The organism is Mesorhizobium sp. M0923, assembly GCF_040319365.1.
Classification (GTDB): Bacteria; Pseudomonadota; Alphaproteobacteria; order Rhizobiales; family Rhizobiaceae; genus Mesorhizobium.
In genome coordinates this window covers 300588-318068 of record NZ_JAMYNW010000002.1, presented here as the reverse complement: position 1 = coordinate 318068, position 17481 = coordinate 300588, and the positions used below count along the sequence as shown (strand labels likewise).

Genomic DNA, 17481 nt, shown 5'->3' with positions numbered 1-17481 from the left:
GGCCCTCAGCCTCAGCGCAGGCCGCGGCCGAATACGGTCGAGACGCTGCTGACCGCATCGGCGGTGGGGGCAATTCCAGACACCGATGCCAGGCGCTCTTCGTTTCGCGTCCAGGCAACATATTCGGCAATCCCGCGCGGAAGGCTCGGCGCCGCCTTCGCCGCAGGCATTTGAAAGCCGCTGCTGAACCTGGCCAAGCGCGTCCTGAATACCGCGACCAGTTGCTCGAGGCTCGCGGGTGCTGCCACTGTGGCATAGGTCATGGCAGTGCCGGCGAGCCCCGCCTCGCGTGAGAGCGGCACCGGTATCGAGGCGAGATAATCCGGCTGCACGTCGATCAGGCCGCCGAACGGCCACTGTGCGCGCAATTCCGTCGCGTTCATCGGCGCGACGCTGACATCGATATCGTTGGGCGTGCCCGCAACCCTGTAGGGACAGCGGAACCGGCCGCAATTTGCTCGCGCCGAAAACTGCCAGAGCGCATAGCCCTGCCAGTTGCCCATCGGAAAATGCACATCGATGTCTGGCTTATAACGCGCGTACCACAGCGGCAACCGGGACAGGAGCGGGTATTTATACTTATTGTCGGCGATATGCCTGGCGGTCGTGCCGTTGGTGTAGAGCACCGGAAAGCGGCCAACCCGACGATGCACATGGCGCACGAATTCCTCGGCATCCTCGAGCGACATCCATTGGGTGGGATCATCGTCCTCGATGTCGAGGGCAAGCAGGTCATCCGGCCCGGGTTTCACGAAATTGATGAAATTATCGGCCTGTCCCACGGGGTTGCCAGGGCGGGCGAGATGATAGGCACCCCATTTCAGGCCCAGCGCCTTGGCCACCACCTTGCGCGTCTGGAACAGTTCCTGTGCCATCGCATGGCGCTTCCAAAGCGTCTTGCACAGACGCATCTCGGTCTCGTCGCCGAAACAGAAATAGGGTGGCGGCATTCCGTCGGATGCCTTGTTGATGAAGCCGACAAGACGCTTGTCGGCAGCTAGCCGGGTCCAGTCAATGGAATTGTATTCGTAGGCGTCGACGACCAGCGCCCGGTCCGCATCCTTCCACGGTTCGGAGAAATCCGAGGCCCTTGCCGGCGTCAGCGCCAGGGTTATCGCGGCCGCGACAAGGAGAAGCGCTGAGCGGACAAGGGGGTGCGCCGGCGTTTTCAAACAGCAGGTCCTTGCTGGCCAAAGCCAGATCCTGAACCGCCATGGTTAAGGAAATGCTTTCGATCGCGGCCCGCGGATGCCACGGCTCGGACAGCTTCTCCGTCGATGGTCTTGATGGTTGTCACTGGCGAGAGGGGATATGAAACGGATTGAGCGCCGGCACTTGCGACAGCGTTCCCTCGGCCTCGCGTTTGCGATGAGGGGTCAGCGAGCATGGTGGTGAGCACAATGTGCCGCGATCCGACCAATAGGCTGCGCCGTTCTCGACCTTACCTTCATGATAGCAAAAACCGGCCGCCCGCCAAAGCAGGCGCATTCGATGCAGCGATGGGCGTCAAGTCTGCGAGCACGAGGCAATCCTATTTCGGTATTCTGCTCTATCTTGGCGAATTTAGCCTGCGTCGTGGCAATTGCAAAATCCACGTGACAAAGTTTGACGTTTACGTAAAAAGAAGATGGACAGGGAACTCCGAAAGCAGATGATTTTGCGCCGGCACGGGTCTTAACTTGGCCTGCCGGACTGAGGAGAGCCAGGCTGAGGAGAAGCGAGCGCCATGTATCGGGCACCGGTCGAGGAAATCGCCTTCACCCTGAAGCATGTCGCCGGCTTGAAGGCGGCGCTCGATGCCGGCACCTTTGGCGAACTCGGCGAAGACCTCGTCGACGCCATTCTGGCCGAGGCCGGCCGTTTCGCCAGTGAGGAGGTGGCGCCGCTCTATGAGATCGGCGACCGGCAAGGCGCGGTGCTCAACGGCGCTGCCGTCACCACGCCAACCGGCTGGAAGGAACTTTATCGCCGCTGGATAGATGGCGGCTGGAACGCGCTGTCCGCGCCGGAAGCGTATGGCGGCCAGGCGCTGCCGGCCATGCTCGGCGCCGCCGCGCTCGAAATGTGGAACTCCGCCTCAATGGCGTTCGGCATCGCTCCGACGCTGACCATGGGTGCGGTCGAAGCACTCGACAAGCACGGCTCGCAAGCGCTCAAGGCCAAATATCTGGAAAAGCTGGTCTCTGGCGAATGGATGGGCACTATGAACCTGACCGAGCCGCAGGCCGGCTCGGACCTGAATGCCTTGCGAACCCGTGCCGAGCCGGCCGGCGACGGCACCTACCGCATCTTCGGGCAAAAGATCTTCATTACCTATGGCGAGCACGATTTCACCGACAACATCATCCATCTGGTGCTGGCGCGGCTGCCGGACGCGCCGGCCGGCACGCGTGGCCTTTCGCTGTTCCTGGTGCCGAAATTCCTGGTTGGCGACGATGGCGCGCTGGGCGGGCGCAATGACGTCTTCTGCTCCGCGCTGGAGCACAAATTGGGCATCCACGCTTCGCCGACCTGCACCATGATCTATGGCGATGGCTTCGAAGGCAGCACGCCCGGCGCGATTGGCTGGCTGGTCGGCGAGGAGAACAAAGGCCTCGCCTGCATGTTCACCATGATGAACAATGCGCGTCTTGCCGTCGGCATCCAGGGCGTCGCGGTCGCCGAGGCGGCGACGCAGAAGGCGCTGGCCTACGCCAATGATCGCCGGCAAGGCAAGGCGGCAAGCTATCGCGGTGCCGGCATGGCGCCGATCGTGCATCACCCCGACATCCAGCGCAGTCTTCTGACTATGAAGGCGCTGACCCAGATTGCCCGCGCCATCTGCTATTCCTGCGCCCACGCCATCGATCTCGCGTCCGCGAGCGAGGATGCAAAGCACTGGCAGGAACGCGCCAATCTTTTGACGCCGCTGGCTAAGGCGTTTTCCACCGATGTCGGCGTCGAGGTCGCCTCGCTTGGGCTTCAGGTGCATGGCGGCATGGGGTTCATCGAGGAGACGGGGGCTGCAGCGCTTTATCGCGACGCACGCATTGCGCCCATTTACGAAGGCACCAATGGCATCCAGGCAATCGATCTGGTGACGCGCAAACTGCCGCTCGGCGGCGGCCAGCATGTGCATGGCTACATCGCCGAGCTCAAGGCCGTCGCCGATGCGGTGCGAGCGTCGAACCTTGAAGGCTTCGGCCGCACCGCCGATCGGCTCGACCAGGCGCTCGACGACCTCTCCCAGGCAACCCGTTTCCTGCAAGACCTGCAGGCCGAAGGCCGTTCGGACGAGGCGCTGGCCGGCGCCACACCTTATCTCAGGCTGATCTCGCTTGCCGCTGGCAGCGCCTATCTGGCGCGCGGTGCGCTTGCCGACCAAAACCGCATCGCGCTTTGCCGGTTCTTCGCCGAGAACCTGCTGGGCGAGGTGGGCGCGCTGAAGGAGCGCGTCATCGGCGGCGCCGACAGCCTTGGCGTTGCCGGCAAGTCGCTGATTTCAGCCTGACGTTCGCAAACGCCCGAAATTCACAAAGGACAATCCGTGACAGACCACATCCTCGTCGAACGCCAGGGCGCCATCCAGATCATCCGCATCAACCGTCCGGACAAGAAGAACGCCCTGACCCGCGCCATGTATGCGACAATGTCGGCGGCTCTTACCGGCGGCGACGCCGATCCGGCGATCCGCGTCCATGTCTTTCTCGGCGTGCCCGGTGCCTTCTCGTCCGGCAACGACCTTGCCGATTTCATGGTCATCGCCTCGGGCGGCGAAGGCGGTACCGAAGTCTGGGATTTCCTGATGGCGTTGGCCAAAGTGGAAAAGCCCATGGTTTCCGGCGTCGACGGGATTGCGGTCGGCATCGGCACCACGCTCAACCTGCATTGCGACCTGACGTTCGCCACGCCGCGCACAATATTCCGGACGCCCTTCGTCGATCTCGGCCTTGTGCCGGAGGCCGGTTCGAGCCTGCTCGCACCGCAGATCCTCGGCCGGCAGGGCGCTTTCGCGCTGCTTGGCCTTGGCGAGGGCTTTTCGGCCGAGCGGGCGAAGGCCGCCGGGCTGATCTACGAGGTGGTCGAGGAAGACGCACTCGAAGCATCGGTATTGGCGGCGGCGGGCCAGATCGCGGCCAAGCCGCCGCAAGCGCTGAGGATCGCGCGAGACCTGATGCGCGGCTCGCGCGAAGACCTTGTCGAGCGCATCGGCCAGGAAAGCCAGCATTTCCGCGAGCGGCTCAAATCCGATGAAGCCCGCGCCGCCTTGACCGCCTTCTTGACCAGGAAAAAGGCCTAGACCTTCTGGCCTTGTCTCGCATCGTGGACCCGCCGGCAGCAACCGGCGGGTTTTCTCGCCATGCTCTCTTTGTCACATCGCCATTTTTTTACATTCGGCCTGGGCCTTTGCCGAAGACGTGTCGATCATGAATGTCTTGCCTTTGGCGTCGGTCATCAACATCATGCAATGCTTGATCGGTTTCGCCATTTTCATCATTTCGGCGCTCATCTTCGCGTCGGGCATCATGGTGCCCATATGCCCATCGGGCATGATCGCCATGACCTCGCCACCCTTCATCACCGTCATTGTCCCCATCGCGTCCTCCGCAAAGGCTTGCGAAGCGAAAAGGCCGGCAAGACCGGCTATCGTGACCAACCTGAGTGAATGCATTGCGTCCTCCTGAATTTGCGCCAGCGGCGCGTTGAGCCCTTCCCTGGTTCGTCCCCGCAAGCTGGAACGTTTCACGCACACGAGATCGAGAAGTGAGATCGGAAGCGCCAGGTCTCTGGAGCCCGGGAGTTCCGGGTGGTTCGGCGCAGGCGGTATGGCCTGACCTGGGTGCCGAGCGACTTACAAGGCCTAAGCCACCGCTGGGCGGCGTGCATGACGGTGAGGATTTCGACAGTCTCGCCGTCGACGCGATGAGGGATGATATACGGCTTCGACCAAGACGAGTTCCCGTGTCCCCTTGATGCGCCCGACACGCCCCATCGCGGTTGTTCGGCGAGATGTCCCGCCGCCGTTACGATGCGCGCAATGACTCTCGCGGCGGCCTCGGGATTGTCTTTCTCGCCATGCGCGCCGATTTCATCAAGCCGCCGCAGCGCCCGCTCGGTTTAGCGGATTGACTGTGGCTTATGCCTGGCGGGTCGACTTGACGTATTTCCCGACAACAGCCTCTACCTCGCCGGCACTGGCAAAATCGCCGCGCGAGGCTTCAGCCAATCCTGCCTCTATTTCGGCGAGTTGCCATTCCTCACGGGCTACAAAATCCTCGATGGCCTGCGCAGCCACATAGGAGTCACTCCTGCGATTGAAACAGCGCGGCATCGTCCCCTACGGATAAAGCCTCACCTTGTCCCAGCCGCCCTCGGCGTTGCGCGAAAAGACGACACGGTCGTGCAGCCGGAACGGGCGGTCGTGCCAGAACTCGATGCTCTGCGGCACGATGCGAAAGCCTGACCAGTGTTTTGGCCGCGGGATCTCGCCGATCGCATGGCGCGCCGTGTATTCGGCGACCGCCTTTTCCAGCGCGAAGCGGCTCTCCAGCGGCCGCGACTGTTTGGAGGCCCAGGCGCCGATGCGGCTGCCGCGCGGGCGGGTCGCGTAATAGGCATCGGCGTCGGCGTCGGTGACGATCTCCACCGGGCCGCGCGCCCGCACCTGCCGGCGCAGCGATTTCCAGTGGAAGCACATTGCCGCTTTCATGCTGCCCAGGATCTCACGGCCCTTGGCGCTCTCGAAGTTCGTGTAGAAGACGAAGCCGCCCTCATCGAAGCCCTTGAGCAGCACCATGCGCACATTCGGCATGCCCTCGGCATCGACCGTCGCCAGAGCCACGCTGTTGGGGTCGTTGATCTCGCTCTTCGTCGCATCGTCGAGCCACGCCGCAAAAAGCCGGAACGGCTCCGCCGCCTCGGTAAAGTCACCGCTTGTTAACCCGGTTTCGCTCATAGTTTTCCCAAATTTGTCGCCGGCTGGGGAGATTGCCGATTGTCGCGTATCGCGCAAGCTTTTGACAGTGGGCAATGGAACGTTATCGCTTCGGCCAGCGCCAAAGCCATGATCGTGATAATCGTCCTGCCGCTTGCCGCGTGTGGCGGCGGCGGCTTCAGCCTCGAGCAGGCGGAGGTCGACCGCTCGGTGCTGACCTCGAGCACGCCGGCCCCAGTCACGTCGCTCGATCAGGACCGCGCCTCCGACCAGGCCACGATCCGCAACGCCGTGTCCTCCGCCGACGTCGAGCAACTGGCCGGGCAGGCCGTTCCCTGGGCGAATGCCGACACCGGCTCGCGCGGCTCCATCACCGAACTGGCGGAATTCAGGGCTAACGGCGAGACATGCCGTCGCTTCACCGCGTCACGCGAAAGCTTCGACGGCGTCGTGCTGTTCAAGGGCGAAGTATGCCTGGCCGGCGGCAGCGCCTGGCGAATGCAGGACTTCAAGGCGCTCTGATTTTCCGCCAGCCATATGGTGGCAAGCCACTGGAATTTCTTCCTATGCGAGCGCATATAGGGGTAGCAAATCGTGGACTCACTCCTTCTCCAGGGCAGTAAGCATGCGCGACCCCTATGAGGTGCTGGGCGTTGCCAAGAACGCATCGGCCAAGGATATAAAATCGGCGTACCGGAAGCTCGCCAAGAAGTATCATCCAGACCAGAATCCGGATGATCCCAAGGCGAAGGACCGTTTTGCCGCCGCCAACCAGGCGTACGAGATTGTCGGCGACGAGAAGAACCGGGCGGCTTTCGATCGCGGCGAGATCGACGCCGACGGCAAACCGCGTTTCCAGGGTTTCGAAGGCGCGGCCGGCGGCGCCGATCCTTTCGCCGGTTTCCGCCGGCAGCAAGGGCCGGGCGGCGCGCATTTCGAATTCCGCACGGGCCGTCCCGGCGGCGATCCGTTCGACGGCAACAGCGACATCTTCAGCCAGATCTTCGGCGATGCTTTCACCCAGCAGCGCGGCGCCGGCGCGGGCGGCCGCCGTCAGGCCCCGACCGCCGCCGATCTCAACGTGACGCTGGACGTCACCATCGAGGAAGCCGCCACCGCGGAGAAGGTGACGGCGATGTTCCCCGACGGCCGCAAGATGGCGGTCAAGTTGCCGGCCTATGTCGAGGACGGCCAGACCATCCGCCTGAAAGGCCAGGGCGAGCAAGGGCCGGGGCAGCCGGGCGATGCACTGGTCAAGATCCGCTTTCGCCGGCACCCGCGCTACCGCGTCGAGGGCCGCGACCTGCATGTCGACCTGCCGGTGGAACTGGCCGATGCGGTGCACGGCGCCAAGGTGGCGGTCGAAACCCCGACCGGCAGGATTGCGGTCAACGTCCCCCCTTGGTCGAGCTCGGACAAGGTTCTGCGGCTGAAGGGCAGGGGCCTGCCGGAAAAGGCCGGCGGTCACGGCGACCTCTACGCGCACGTGCGGCTGATGCTGCCGGAAGGCGGCGACGCCGAGCTCGAGGCGCTGATGCGCCGGCGAAAGGGCTGACGATCGAAAAGGCCGGCGCTTGATGCCGTGTGGAAAAGCGGACTTGCGGACGCTTCTGCTATACACCGAACGTCTTGATTGGGCCAGGAGCGTTGTCGCCGAACTACTGCTCAGACGTCGCGTTTGGAGCCGCGAGCGGAAGGGCAGCTTATGGAGCTTCATAGATGAGAGCGACGTTCAAGCCACGAAGCGCCGTGAGCGTAGATCGGAGCGCTCGCGACTGCAGAACGGGAATCCCAATTTCCGTCGCAAATCTCTGGAGCTTTGTCGGCTCCTGCAACAGGGGTAGGTTAGCTTATCTCGTAAGGAATAAAGCCACCGGTTTGGTGTTTCCACAGACGGGCAAACAGGGCCATCCTGTCCCACCAGTTCGTCCGGCCCGCCTTCTTCCACGATGCGTCCCTGATCGAGCACAACTATCCGCTCCATCCTGGCAATCGTGGAGAGGCGACCTGCGATGGCGATCACCGGGGTCGAGTTTGTCCGTGTGGGTTCTGTGCCCGAAAGGTAAGGCCGTAGTCACTGCCTTTACAACGAGCCGAACTGGTTGCACTGTACTGCTTCGCACCGAATTTGAGCACGGCCTTCTGCAGGAGGGATCAATGGCAGGCGTGGAATCGATATATTTCACCGTGACGGTTAGTGATAAATTTTTGAGAATAACAGACAAACTACCATTTCCCGAGCCGCCGCCGACGGAGTTTTTCCTGAAAGTCCGTGATGCCAAACGTGAGGTGGCCGTTACGACCCAAGGCAATAACGTCGGCAGTGTCGATGTCTATGTGAGCAAGAACGAGAAAGATTGGCTTGTACACGAAGAGAATATGGAGGTCGAGGCTGACAGCACATACAATATTGATGACAAAGCTTTCCCGCCACCGCCACCCTCGAAGTCGAAGCAAGAAGCCGCCAAGGAAGATACCAAGAACTAACTTTGGCTCCCCCCTCCGCGGCTTAGCCGGCCGCCGCGATGTGCCAGCATGAAGCTGTTCCCGTAAGTGTTTGGGCTGCGGTTGCCGGGAAGGTTTGCATTCAAGATGATTTCTTCGGCGAAGTCAGTACTTGTGGCAAGTTCCATGATCGGGGTTTTCTTTGTAACTCCCCACATGACGTATCCCAGGTCATCAAATCCGCATCCTGTCGCGGCGGTTTCTCGTGACGTTGGATGAAAAATGAGTAGTTTTGGTTTGTCATTGCGGTAGCATTGACCTTCAAAGGCATATCCATAGACGACAGCAATCACCTCCTTGGTTGGAATTATAGGCTCGAGGTCATCGCGTTTCTTGACAATGGACATGCGAAGTAAGTTTTCATTCAACGGCAAAGTCGCTGTTCTGTGACTAACTTTGCCCACATTATCGAAATTCAACCTGACGCCATAGAGCGTAATCTGATCCGGCGAATAGTTTTGCGCGCTGGGTGGCGCAGGAATATCGGACGACATAATGCTTCTCCCTCCAGTATTGTTTGGCGATCGACCTGGCCCACCGCCCGGGCCAGACGGTTTAAGTGGGTTGCCTGTCGGCGTTGGTGACTTTGGCATCCCTTTCTCCTTCAAAAAATCTCGCGCCAGGCGAAGTTGTCGACAAGGCTGTCAGCGAAGCGGCGCGCACGCCCGCTTTCGCAGGCAACAACCATCGCCTCGGCTGCTTCGCGATAGTCCAGTGCATGCGGATCAAGCTCTTCCCACGACCGCACCAGGATCTCGCCCACTAGGTCGCGGGCTTCTTCCAATGCCGATTTCAATGCGAAGAGGCGGCCGTCATTGGCGGCGAGTGAAACCGAAAGCAGGTCTTCGACCTCTTCTTCGGAAAGCTCACTCCTGAGATCACGAAAGTCACGCGGATCCAGATCGGACAGCCCGCGTTCGAACAGCAGCACCTGGTAGATCTCGATAAGGATGTCGAAGAGTGCGCCCGCGAAGGGCTTGGAAAGGTCATGCACTTCCGTGCTGACGTCGCTCATCCGCAGCGAGTGGCTGAACCGTCGGACCTGCTTTTCGTCGGAGAGCTCGCCGAAGCGGTCCAGTTCGTTGTTGATCAGGAGGTTGCCGCGCGTGCGCCGCAAAAGCAAATCCAGCGCAGTATCGAAGTGCAGGAGCGAGATCAGCGCGATGAAATCGGCCACTGCCTCGTGGTAGGCGAAGTATTCATGCGGCGGATCGAAACGGGGAACTCCCATGACGCCGAAAATCACCAGATGCCCGATCTCGTGTGCAACAGCATCGAAGTTGAGCGCGAAGGGCTGCGTGGTTCCGCGGGCCTCATCGATCCCCATCTCCAGAAAGCCGTAACCCGACTGGGCGTTGTCCCAGTTCAGCCGCGGCACAATCTCGAGACGCGGATAGGTCGGTTCGAAGAACCAGGGAATCTCGCGCCCCACATAGCTCTCGCAGATGTCGAGCACCCGCCGCACGCAAGCGTAGGCATGCGCCGCCTCGAACTCCGGTGTGCCCAGCGGAATGTTGTCGAAGTGCCCGTCTGGGCCGGCTACCGCAGGCGGCCTGAGGGCACCGGCGTAAGGAGGCAGGTAAGGAAACTGGTATGGCTGCTTTTCAAGCAACGGGTCGATCACATACATCCGTCGGTCGGCTGGCCCGGGGCCGATCGCGTCAGGCGGCGTGGAGACCCAAATCATCTCGGGCCGTTCGTAACCCTGAATGAAAGGAGGTTGGGGAAAAACAAGAAAGCGTGTTCCAAGGCGCGAAGCCGCGGATCCAATACCCGACTGCCATCTTGCACTGGCGCCCATGCAGGCAGTCCCACCCCTCTCCTGAAAGGACAGTCTGAAGTATTCCTGTTAGATCAAAATCCATCCCGTTCCGCAAGAACAGACCCAATGTCGTCGTCCCACAGCCCGGCCGCGCCGAGGTCATAGGCCCAAGCTTCGGTCAGGGTGAAAGGCGGGGTCATCGGCGCATGCGCCAGAAGTTCAGGGCAGCATGCAAGTTTCGCCAGCAAGCCGGTTGCGTCTTCGCGTTTGCGGTCGATCGCCGATCGGGGGAGCCAGTCAGCAAGCCGATCCAGGGCCGTTGCGGATTTGCTGGGCAGAGAAGATCGCGCCTCCGCGAGCAGCCTCGGATAGCTGCGATCGACGAAGTGCGTGTCCCGCGCCAGCACTTCCAGAGATCGCCTTTCCACGGCGTTGATGATGCCTGCTCGCAATGCCCGCTTTAGCGTAAGGCGTATGTTGATAAGCGCTTCGCTCAGGGCCGCCGCGCCGAGTTCAGTAGGACACATCGCTACCGCGACTTCATCGTCGTCGGCGAGCGGCGTCAACGCGTACCATCGGTAGATGAAGCCATGGCCCTGCATGCCGAACGCCGCCAGTTCAGCGGCGCGGAGCGCGCCCATGCTTGCCGCCCCGAACACCGGAATTCCGTTTCCCAACGCCCACAGGATTTCCTTGTGACGAACTGCCGGTACCTTCCCGAACGAACCGTCGATGAGGATTATCGCTTTCGGTTGATAGGCTCTCATTGCGCGGACGATCGAACCCTGTTCGGCGGGCGGTAGATAAACGGCGTCGAGGATGGCTGCCGCTTGGGCACGCGGCAGTGTCGGTCCGAGGAAAATGACCGGCTTGTCCGCCATCCCTATCCTCTGATGAGGTCTTTGAGCGGAGGGGCGACGAGACGGACAATCTCGATATCGGGATCCGTGCTGCTATGGAGCGGCACGACAAGGGCCGCCTGCGCTCCGGCGCGCCTTAGCGATTTGAGAACGGCGTCGAGCTTGCTGGCGCCTGAGGTCGGTCCGACGCTATCGGCGGGAAGCGTGGTGGCGTTCCCTGGCACCCGGAACGAGCGTCGACGCGTGTCCAGGTCCACTCGGTCGTACCACTCGGGATAAGCGGCACGTGTAATATCTTCACGGGCACCGGCGAGCGCGGTTACCCGGGCCTGTGCCGCCTCCATCAGTGCCTTGGCCAAGGCGCCATCATGGGTAAAGTCGCACGCAAACCCCCCGCCCGGCAGCGGCGCAATCTCCTGATGCGCTTCCGATTCCATTACGGCGCAGCGAAAGACCGGCAAATCATGATCGCCTGGGACGAGCCATATTCCGGCAACGAGATCCGCGGCTGCGAGGCTTGCCAGAATTCGCGACGAACGCGGACCGCCAATACGGGCGGGGTCGATACGAATTTCCGGAAAGGAACGTGGATACCGCTTGGCTCCTGCGATGCTCGCGCGCTCGATGATTTCTAGCGCTGCATGGGTGATCGCGGAAACTAGCGTTTGCCCGGCGGCGAGTCCGCGCGTGGATCGGGGAAACGCCACGGGATGCGGGGACGGAAGCGTGTAGATGGTATCGACCAGGGGGAGAGGAACTGGCAGCACCCGGCCGGTGAAAATATCATAACCGTCGGTCCACTGGAGTTGCAGTTGATCCCAGCCGGCGTCGAAGTCATGGACTCGGCAGCCGGCATAGAGGGCCCGAATCTCTTCTCCCAGAACGCGCGCGCTTGCGATCCTGATGCGCTCATGCGAGACCTGCTCCGCTGCCCATCCTTCGAGCGCTTCCATCAGTGCCCCGGCCGCTGCCTCTATGAGGGTTTCACCCTTGCCCTGGGAGACAGCGTTGGAGAGCGACAATGGCCGCACGGCTTGAGCAACCGCCACGCCGGCGCGATCAAGGCGGGTCAACGATCCGATCCGCGTTATGCCAAAACGTCTCCGGACGGAGAAAAGCCCGCGGGCGAGCTTCTCGGTGGCTGCGGAGTCTGTGCACTGGGCATCGCCAAGGGCGGAGAGTTCGCGGTCGAGCCTAAGACCGATCTCATTCGCAGGAATGGCAAGCGCCTGCGCAAAGCCGGTGTCGGACTTCACAGCCGGAGCCGATCGAGGTCCAGCCGCACGCGTGACGCCAGGGGTGCGGCCCGCTGTTCGGTGCTGACTTCGAGCGCTCGACGAAGGTCGGCCATCACCGCCTCCTGCGATTCGCCAAGGGTATGACGGAGCACACCGCGCTGCCGTAGCAACTCAGCAAGCCAGAACACTTGCCCACTGCTGGTCGAAGCCGCGATGATGCTATCCAGTATCGACAAGGCCTCGTCGTTGCGTCCAGCGCGTTCTAACAACTCCGAACGCATGCCCTCAAAAACGGGGGCACCCTCGTAGGTCGCGATCTCGCGCCAGCGTGTCAGCTCGGTTTCGAATGCCACTACGCCAGCTGCCGCGTCCCCGCTCATACCCTGCGCCCAGGCACGGAACAGCGCCGCCTTGGCGAGTACACCCGGCGTTGCCCGCCCGAGTTCTCCGATCCTTTCGGAGACCGCAATCACACCGGGATGGTCGTTTCGATATCGTTTCAGCTCGATCTCGAACTCCAGTGCATGCAACATGCTGTTCGGATGATTGATGTGCTCGGCCCATCGTTTGGCAGCGATTATACTTTCGGAAGCCCCATTGTCGTCGCCTACGAACCACAGGGAGAACGCACGTTCGCCCAGGCCGCAGACCTTGGCGTCATGACCTCCGTAACGGCCGCGGTTGAAACATGCGCGATCCTCGTCGTAAAGAACGAGACCCTGCTCGACGCATTTTAGGCAGTGCGAATGCAGCCCGGCATCAATGTTGGTCGCCCATGCGCAATGCAGCGACTGAAGCCGGACCTCAGGATCTGCAGAGCCTTCAAGGTCCTGCACGAGGATGTCGGATCTTGCGCGCTGTGTCTGGTAGTCGGGCGCAGTGAACCACCAACCCCAGTAAAGCGGGAACCATTCTGCACGATCCCGATCCTTAACCGTGGCGCACAGCGATACGCCGCGCTCATAGATCGCACGCGCTTGCTTGCTGCCTCTACCGAAAAGCGCTGCAACGACCGGCCCGCGAACTGTGAGGAGGCGAAGCAGCTGCTCATTCGACTCGGCATTCCTGCCGGCCTGAGCGAGTTGTTTCTCAGCGAAATCCAGCAGGTTTTCTGCCTCCTGCATTGCTGACCGAACATCGCAAGCCTCTGCCGCCTGAATAGCGTGGCGCGCCGCCTGCACAGGCTGTCCGGCCTGCCCGAAATGCCATGCCATCGTCTCGTCGGAGAGCGGCGGAACAACACCTGATTGAATGAGATTTACAACGCTTGTGTGGATTTCCTGCCGCTCGGATTTCAGGAGGCTTTCGTAGGCCGCTTCCTGGATCAGCACGTGGCGGAAGCGAATTTCCATACCGCCAGACTTCCGACGGACAATCCCGGCTTGGACAAGACCTTCGATTGCTTCGTCCAGAGGTATGGCAAGAGGCCCAAGTTCAAGCACACAAGCCAGCAGTTTCCGTCGGAACTGTCGCCCTAGGACGCTTGCGATTTGGGCGACACGTCTCAATGGCCCCAAGCTGGCGAGGCGGGCTGCGAGAAGATCCCGGAGATCCAGAATGCTATCCGCACGAAGCAACGCCTCCAATCCGGCCCGATCTGGCAAGCCAGCCTTCGCTCGTTCACGGATCCAAAGCGCCAGCTGTTCGGCAAACAGGGGCACGCCATCGCTCTTCTCGTAGATAAAGGCGACCAGTTCATCTGGTGGCGAATAATCCTCCCAGATCGTGCTGAGCAGCTCCGCGGTAGCTTGAGCAGTCAGGCCAGACAAGGCGACGGCAAGCACGTTTGGATCGCCGAAACCGTCCGGCGCGATAGCCTCGCGCGACGTTACTGCGGCAAGAATCGGCCGTGTTTCGATCCACCGGCTCAGCTTGGCGACAAGTGCTTTGGTGAGCGTGTCTGCCCAGTGAACGTCCTCGATTATCAGGAGGAGCGGTCCAAGAACGGACGGCGACGTCAGAAGTGACAGCATGGCCTCGACAACACGCGCCCTGATCTCCTCGTTCGAGAGATCGACCTGCCAGGCTTGGCCAGCGCCCCCCTCCGTCTCGCCCGCGACAAGGAATGTGATGATCTCGGCATTCAACGCGCCAAGTTCCGAGCCATGTGACCGCAGGTAGCGCGTGACCGCATCCCGATCCGGGTCGGCGTTGCCGGTCGCGTCTGCGATTGCCTTTCTGAGAGGTTCTAGAAACGGGTGCAGCGGTTCCGAATTGCCGCGCGGCTGACATTGAAACACCAGGGTCCGCACACCCTTAGCGGCAAGATCACGGCGGAACTCGGCGATCAGCCGGGATTTTCCGATCCCGGGGTCGCCATGGAGAAGAATGAACTGGCCATTGCCGTTTGCGGCTCTAACCCAACGCCGGCCACACAATTCAAGCTCGTCTTCGCGACCGATTAGCGGCGCGGAAACGCGCCGATACGCTGTGAAGCGGTCGAACTGCTGCCGGCGAGTTAATGGCCGCCACAAAAGTACCGGTTCGCCAAATCCTTTCAGGTGCCTTGGACCGATCTCCTCGAATTCGAACGCGCCCATGGTAAGCCGATAGGTGGCTTCTGCGACAGCAACACTGTTCGGCGCTGCTTCGGACTGGATGCGCGCAGCCAGTGCCGGCGCGACGCCAATAATCTCGGTGGCGCCCGGAAGGTTCGTTTTCGAAGCGTCAGCGATGACGACCACACCTGTGGTGATGCCGACCCTTACCTTGAGGCTGGATTCGGACTGTCTCGCCAGTTTCTCGCACCACTCGACAATTTCGATTGCCGACGCGACCGCACATTCGGCGGCATCTTCCCTGGACTCGGGAAAGCCGAAATAGGCGCAGCCGCCGTCGCCATGAACCCGCTCGAGGTAGCCATTGTAGTCGCTGATCAATGCAGCCGCTCCATTGTGGAGCGAACGTTGCATAGCGCCGAATTCTTCGGGGTCCAGCTGATTTAGCAGAGTGGTCGAACCAACAATGTCATAGTACAGCGCGGTCACATGCCTGCGCTCCCCTGCAAGCGACCCGGTCTGAACTCGTTCCCTGGTGGTCATCGGACGTCCTGCAACACGCTGAGAGAGCCACGCGGCTTTCTCGGATGTTATCGAAGCTCCATCGTGAGCACTAAGGCTTAGAATAGTCCCATTGGCAACGGCATAATGGGTTCCTAGCCCACCCGTCTGCTATCCGTTCGCAATCCAGTCGTGATCATCAACGCGGGCTTTCAGTTCGCTGCAACGACAGGAATGGGGTGCCTCTAGCCTAACAGGAGTGTCGGCTGGAGGAGCGCGCGTGCGGTCCACGTTTGGCGCAATCACGTCTCCAGCGCGCTCACTGGCAACGTCCGCTTCCGGGATAGGGCCGCGTCTCCGGAATGTCTTAGATTAGGCGCAAACCGGTCGTCCACAGCTCAAATCATGAAGTCGGCTTGGGGTCATGAGCGTGACTTCGGCCGCTGGCCAACGAAACTTCCGCCAAAGGGTCATCTTCCGCCGTGCCACACGGACACCAAGTGTCGTATTTTTTCACTGGCCCACGACCGCAAGGTCAAAGCGCTACAGCGTCCTTTGCACGTCCAAAGGACGCGCGGCACTGCTGAGCAACCGCTTTGTCCCCCGAACTGTCCGCTTTGAACGCTTGAAGGGGCACTGTGGCTGTGCGATAGGCACTCCACAAAGTAGAGAACCTTGCGGAGAGCGCTGACATGGCGGGTGGACGGGGCCTTATGGCCGGCAAGCGCGGCCTTATCCTTGGCATCGCCAACAATCGCTCGATCGCTTACGGCATCGCCAAGGCCTGTGTCGACCATGGCGCCGAGATCGCGCTGACCTATCAGGGCGAGGCGTTCAAGAAACGCGTCGAGCCGCTTGCCGCGGAACTGGGCGCGCATGTCGCCGGCCATTGCGACGTGACCGACCCGGCCAGCCTTGATGCGGTGTTCGCCGATATCGACAGCCATTGGGGCAAGCTCGATTTCCTCGTCCACGCCATCGCCTTTTCCGACAAGGACGAGCTGACCGGCCGCTATGTCGAGACGACGCGCGACAATTTCCTGCGCACCATGGATATTTCGGTCTATTCCTTCACCACCATCGCCAAACGTGCCGAGGCGCTGATGACCGACGGCGGCTCGCTGCTGACGCTGACCTATTACGGCGCGGAAAAGGTGATGCCGCACTACAACGTCATGGGTGTCGCCAAGGCGGCACTCGAAGCCAGCGTGCGCTATCTGGCCGTCGATCTCGGCGCCAAGAAGATCCGTGTCAACGCGATCTCCGCCGGCCCGATCAAGACGCTTGCCGCATCCGGCATCGGCGATTTCCGCTACATCCTGAAGTGGAACGAATACAATTCCCCGTTGAAGCAGACGGTGACGCAGGAGGAGGTTGGCGATTCCGGCGTCTATTTCCTGTCCGACCTTTCGCGCGGTGTCACCGGCGAGATCCATCATGTCGATTCCGGCTATCATGTCGTCGGCATGAAGGCGGTCGACGCGCCGGATATTTCTACCGTCAAGGACTGACGCCGCCGCCTGACCTCTTCCGGAAGACCTGATGTACCCGCTCGTCTATATCGTGCGCCACGGCCAGACGGCGTGGAACGCCGAGGCCCGGCTGCAGGGGCAGGCCGATACCGACCTCAACGAGCTTGGCCGCGAGCAGGCTAGCCGCAACGGGCGTAGGCTGGCCGAACTCATCGACAAGCCCGAAGATTTCGACTTTGTCGCCAGCCCGATGCGGCGCACGCGCGAGACGATGGAGCGCCTGCGCGCGGCGATGAAGCTCGATCCGCACGCCTATCGTACCGAGCCGCTACTCGTAGAATTGAGCTTTGGCGACTGGCAGGGTTTCACCTTTGCCGAACTCGAGGCGAACGATCCCGGTTCGACCAGGCACCGCCGCCTCGATAAATGGAATTTCCAGCCGCCCGGCGAGGGCGCCGAAAGCTATCAGATGCTGCTCGAACGGGTGAAGCCGTGGTTCGACGCGCTCGATCGCCAGACGGTCTGCGTGACCCATGGTGGCGTCATGCGCGCGCTGTTCCGCTTCGTGCTGGGGATGTCCGAACAAGATGCGGTCAGCATGGAAGTGCCGCAGGACCGCCTGCTCAGGCTGGACGGCTGGCGCCTGGAGTGGCTTTAGTCGTGAGCTTTCGAGAGATTGAAGCAGAATGCGATCTCGCGCTGAATCGGCGACAGAGGCGCGTAGGCGAAGT

At 61.5% G+C, this 17481-nt stretch carries 16 protein-coding genes and 1 pseudogene; 7 read left to right on the top strand and 10 right to left on the bottom strand.

Annotated elements, in window-relative coordinates; genetic code table 11:
• Window positions 1-11: 11 nt before the first annotated feature.
• Window positions 12-1172 (bottom strand): glycoside hydrolase family 25 protein, encoded by a 1161-nt coding sequence (locus tag NKH89_RS05285; RefSeq protein WP_352884896.1) that lies wholly within the window; start codon window positions 1170-1172, stop codon window positions 12-14.
• Window positions 1173-1726: 554 nt separating this feature from the next.
• On the opposite strand from NKH89_RS05285, the gene NKH89_RS05275 reads away from it, so the two are divergent.
• Both NKH89_RS05275 and NKH89_RS05270 read left to right on the top strand, forming a co-directional pair.
• Entirely contained in the window at window positions 1727-3490 is a 1764-nt protein-coding gene (locus NKH89_RS05275; RefSeq protein WP_352588988.1) for an acyl-CoA dehydrogenase family protein, read from the top strand.
• Window positions 3491-3526: 36 nt separating this feature from the next.
• The gene (locus NKH89_RS05270) at window positions 3527-4279 is read left to right on the top strand and encodes a crotonase/enoyl-CoA hydratase family protein (RefSeq protein WP_352483724.1); all 753 of its coding nucleotides are present in this window, start codon (window positions 3527-3529) and stop codon (window positions 4277-4279) included.
• A gap of 72 nt (window positions 4280-4351) precedes the next feature.
• Here NKH89_RS05270 and NKH89_RS05265 read toward each other — a convergent pair whose 3' ends face one another.
• From NKH89_RS05265 to pdxH, 4 genes and pseudogenes are all read right to left on the bottom strand, one after another.
• Entirely contained in the window at window positions 4352-4651 is a 300-nt protein-coding gene (locus tag NKH89_RS05265; protein WP_023716881.1) for a hypothetical protein, read from the bottom strand.
• 71 nt (window positions 4652-4722) lie between these two features.
• The gene (locus tag NKH89_RS05260) at window positions 4723-5067 is read right to left on the bottom strand and encodes a type II toxin-antitoxin system RelE/ParE family toxin (RefSeq protein ID WP_352859203.1); all 345 of its coding nucleotides are present in this window, start codon (window positions 5065-5067) and stop codon (window positions 4723-4725) included.
• A 49-nt stretch (window positions 5068-5116) separates the two neighbouring features.
• Window positions 5117-5290, bottom strand: a pseudogene (locus NKH89_RS05255) (CopG family ribbon-helix-helix protein); the annotation flags it as partial.
• A 27-nt stretch (window positions 5291-5317) separates the two neighbouring features.
• Window positions 5318-5935, bottom strand: coding sequence for a pyridoxamine 5'-phosphate oxidase (gene pdxH / locus NKH89_RS05250; RefSeq protein ID WP_352588991.1), 618 nt, complete (start codon window positions 5933-5935; stop codon window positions 5318-5320).
• Window positions 5936-5974: 39 nt separating this feature from the next.
• On the opposite strand from pdxH, the gene NKH89_RS05245 reads away from it, so the two are divergent.
• From NKH89_RS05245 to NKH89_RS05235, 3 genes are all read left to right on the top strand, one after another.
• Window positions 5975-6436, top strand: a complete 462-nt coding sequence (locus tag NKH89_RS05245) for an RT0821/Lpp0805 family surface protein (protein ID WP_352588994.1) — start codon at window positions 5975-5977, stop codon at window positions 6434-6436.
• A 103-nt stretch (window positions 6437-6539) separates the two neighbouring features.
• The gene (locus NKH89_RS05240; protein ID WP_352588997.1) at window positions 6540-7469 is read left to right on the top strand and encodes a DnaJ C-terminal domain-containing protein; all 930 of its coding nucleotides are present in this window, start codon (window positions 6540-6542) and stop codon (window positions 7467-7469) included.
• Window positions 7470-8071: 602 nt separating this feature from the next.
• Window positions 8072-8401, top strand: coding sequence for a hypothetical protein (locus NKH89_RS05235; RefSeq protein ID WP_023716887.1), 330 nt, complete (start codon window positions 8072-8074; stop codon window positions 8399-8401).
• Here the strand turns inward: NKH89_RS05235 and NKH89_RS05230 are convergent.
• The 5 genes from NKH89_RS05230 to NKH89_RS05210 all read right to left on the bottom strand — a co-directional run bounded on the left by NKH89_RS05230 (window position 8398) and on the right by NKH89_RS05210 (window position 15320).
• Window positions 8398-8913: a hypothetical protein gene (locus NKH89_RS05230; RefSeq protein WP_051409559.1), complete on the bottom strand. Its 516-nt coding sequence runs from the start codon at window positions 8911-8913 to the stop codon at window positions 8398-8400. The genes NKH89_RS05235 and NKH89_RS05230 overlap by 4 nt on opposite strands.
• 110 nt (window positions 8914-9023) lie before the next feature.
• Complete coding sequence (locus tag NKH89_RS05225) at window positions 9024-10220, bottom strand: gluzincin family metallopeptidase (RefSeq protein WP_023716889.1); 1197 nt, start codon at window positions 10218-10220, stop codon at window positions 9024-9026.
• A 53-nt stretch (window positions 10221-10273) separates the two neighbouring features.
• A complete protein-coding gene (locus NKH89_RS05220) occupies window positions 10274-11062 on the bottom strand; it encodes a TfuA-like protein (protein WP_023716890.1) in 789 nt (262 codons plus the stop codon).
• Between the two features lie 2 nt (window positions 11063-11064).
• On the bottom strand, window positions 11065-12297 hold the full coding sequence (locus NKH89_RS05215) for a YcaO-like family protein (protein ID WP_352908464.1): 1233 nt from the start codon (window positions 12295-12297) through the stop codon (window positions 11065-11067).
• Window positions 12294-15320, bottom strand: a complete 3027-nt coding sequence (locus NKH89_RS05210) for an ATP-binding protein (RefSeq protein WP_031193359.1) — start codon at window positions 15318-15320, stop codon at window positions 12294-12296. The genes NKH89_RS05215 and NKH89_RS05210 overlap by 4 nt, the downstream gene beginning before the upstream one ends.
• Window positions 15321-15970: 650 nt before the next feature.
• Between NKH89_RS05210 and fabI the strand changes: the two genes are divergently transcribed.
• Window positions 15971-16789, top strand: a complete 819-nt coding sequence (fabI, locus tag NKH89_RS05205; protein ID WP_023716893.1) for an enoyl-ACP reductase FabI — start codon at window positions 15971-15973, stop codon at window positions 16787-16789.
• Between the two features lie 31 nt (window positions 16790-16820).
• Complete coding sequence (locus NKH89_RS05200) at window positions 16821-17408, top strand: histidine phosphatase family protein (protein ID WP_023716894.1); 588 nt, start codon at window positions 16821-16823, stop codon at window positions 17406-17408.
• Window positions 17409-17481: the final 73 nt, after the last annotated feature.

What these genes read in the sequence shown, in the direction of transcription:
- NKH89_RS05275 (WP_352588988.1), top strand. Translation starts at nt 1,727, where the DNA reads ATGTATCGGGCACCGGTCGAGGAAATCGCCTTCACCCTGAAGCATGTC.
- NKH89_RS05265 (WP_023716881.1), bottom strand. Translation starts at nt 4,651, where the DNA reads ATGCATTCACTCAGGTTGGTCACGATAGCCGGTCTTGCCGGCCTTTTC.
- pdxH (WP_352588991.1), bottom strand. Translation starts at nt 5,935, where the DNA reads ATGAGCGAAACCGGGTTAACAAGCGGTGACTTTACCGAGGCGGCGGAG.
- NKH89_RS05240 (WP_352588997.1), top strand. Translation starts at nt 6,540, where the DNA reads ATGCGCGACCCCTATGAGGTGCTGGGCGTTGCCAAGAACGCATCGGCC.
- NKH89_RS05235 (WP_023716887.1), top strand. Translation starts at nt 8,072, where the DNA reads ATGGCAGGCGTGGAATCGATATATTTCACCGTGACGGTTAGTGATAAA.
- NKH89_RS05230 (WP_051409559.1), bottom strand. Translation starts at nt 8,913, where the DNA reads ATGTCGTCCGATATTCCTGCGCCACCCAGCGCGCAAAACTATTCGCCG.
- NKH89_RS05225 (WP_023716889.1), bottom strand. Translation starts at nt 10,220, where the DNA reads ATGGGCGCCAGTGCAAGATGGCAGTCGGGTATTGGATCCGCGGCTTCG.
- NKH89_RS05220 (WP_023716890.1), bottom strand. Translation starts at nt 11,062, where the DNA reads ATGGCGGACAAGCCGGTCATTTTCCTCGGACCGACACTGCCGCGTGCC.
- NKH89_RS05210 (WP_031193359.1), bottom strand. Translation starts at nt 15,320, where the DNA reads ATGACCACCAGGGAACGAGTTCAGACCGGGTCGCTTGCAGGGGAGCGC.
- fabI (WP_023716893.1), top strand. Translation starts at nt 15,971, where the DNA reads ATGGCGGGTGGACGGGGCCTTATGGCCGGCAAGCGCGGCCTTATCCTT.
- NKH89_RS05200 (WP_023716894.1), top strand. Translation starts at nt 16,821, where the DNA reads ATGTACCCGCTCGTCTATATCGTGCGCCACGGCCAGACGGCGTGGAAC.